The organism is Arthrobacter sp. FW306-1B-G06A, assembly GCF_058781765.1.
The window spans coordinates 1-1,610 of sequence record NZ_JBYSXB010000081.1; the positions used below are offsets into that span (position 1 = coordinate 1).

The 1,610-nt window shown below is 61.2% G+C and carries 3 protein-coding genes; 1 reads left to right on the forward strand and 2 read right to left on the reverse strand.

Annotated elements, in window-relative coordinates; translation table 11 throughout:
- Window positions 1–284, reverse strand: a 284-nt coding sequence (locus tag AC3WJM_RS22905) for a hypothetical protein (protein ID WP_492273041.1), incomplete at its 3' end; no start/stop codon positions are given.
- A 50-nt stretch (window positions 285–334) separates the two neighbouring features.
- A complete protein-coding gene (locus AC3WJM_RS22910; RefSeq protein ID WP_492260900.1) occupies window positions 335–1,234 on the reverse strand; it encodes a sigma factor in 900 nt (299 codons plus the stop codon).
- Between the two features lie 190 nt (window positions 1,235–1,424).
- On the opposite strand from AC3WJM_RS22910, the gene AC3WJM_RS22915 reads away from it, so the two are divergent.
- The coding region (locus AC3WJM_RS22915) for a hypothetical protein (protein WP_492273042.1) at window positions 1,425–1,610 on the forward strand (186 nt) is incomplete at its 3' end.

The following is a 1,610-nucleotide window of genomic DNA, read 5'->3' on the forward strand; positions in this document are numbered from 1 at the left end:
GCGAGCCTCCGATAGTCCGTTGTGCGTGGTTCTCCGATCGTGGGTGGAGTTTCCAATGTGGAAGCCGCGGTCGGCGATGCGACGGGCGAGAAGGTCGACGACGTCGCCAGGCCGGTAGTTGCCGGGCCCGCCGTCGAGGATGAAGCAGGCTCGGTTCGGGTCCCGCCCGCGGGAAGCGCAAGAATGACAATGGCCGCCACCACGATCAGAATTGCCAGGACGCCGATCCACCACGACCGCCGTTTCCCTGGGCCCGGCGGGGTACGCCTCAGCACCAGCCCCATTTCTGCCTCCTTGCCTCTTCATTGCTAGCAGTACCGGCTCACGACATGACTCAAGGGGTCGTCGTCATTCCATGCCGGAGAATCCTCCACGACGCCTGATACAGCCGCCGGGCAAAGCCGATCTGCACGGCGACATAGCGTTCCGTGACCCCGAGCTCTGCGGCCAAGGATTCGAGGGCACGATTTCTCTCCGGCCCACGAACACCTCGACGAACGATGGTCGATGCAACTCGCCTAAGCACAAGAGTCGGCAAGCATTCAGCTGCGTATTCACAGAGATCTTCCACGCTGCAGACGTCGGCCGGCTCCACGTCGAGGGCACTTTGAACGGTCTTCGCCGTCTGGCGCACCACTGTCACCGCATGCCACCGGCGGCGGTCCTGTGGCGCGGGCGGACCGTACCGACGCGGCGAAGTAAAACTGTCCATCGCCAGACCCCAAACGCTCTCATTCACACTGGCTCGGGTCAGGGTAATGATCGCTCGCGCCCACTCCTGGTCTATTACCCCGTCAGCGCCTCTGTCCCAGCTCCGGTCGATAGCGAGGAGAGCGAGCGCGTCAGACGAAGCCGGGCAATCACCGCAGCTTGGTTCGATGAGTAGCGGCAGCGTCTGATGGGACAGCTCACGACGAATGTGCGCGGCGCACACGTTTCCGGTCACTCCCTGTACCCACGCCTCAAAGCGAACACCGGGGAGTTGGCGATAGTGGCCGCGTGCGACTCCATCCCAGACGGCCAATCGGATGTCTTGCATGACATCGTCTGCATCGCATGCTCGGCCGATCCGGGAGAGGTGGGAAACGACGTAACGTCGTACCCCCTCGACGGCCACCATGATCTGGTCAATCGGGATTGGCCCAGGCTCGAAAGGCCTGGTCAAAGAAATATCAATGGTCGCTGGTGTTGGTTGTTTTTGTTGGGCGTGATTCGCCCCGTCTTCGACACTCATGGTCTTCACCGCTTCGACAAAGCAGACTCCAATAGTCCGACGCGGGTGCCCCCGCACATGAGGGTGTCCGCCCAGAATCGACCCCACCCACCATCACAACAAAGCTATGCAAGCTATTGTCAAGAATAATTAAAGTATCGTCAAGACTGCGAGTCTTACTTTTCTGTACGCGTTCGGTGAGAATGGTTCCATGCCGAGGATTACCCAGCCTCACGACGACGCCTGGTCGCCCGACGTCGAGGCTGCCGTCGCGACTTTCGGCAATAGATCCAGGAACGAAATCCTCCGCTATCTTTCAGCGCACGGCCCGGCAACCCGCGGAGACATCGTGGATGCGGTGAGTGCCGGCGAGCCAAGCGTGGCCAAACACCTCCCC

Bases quoted from the DNA above. Each gene is read 5' to 3' on its own strand.
- AC3WJM_RS22910 (WP_492260900.1), bottom strand. From the start codon at position 1,234: ATGAGTGTCGAAGACGGGGCGAATCACGCCCAACAAAAACAACCAACA.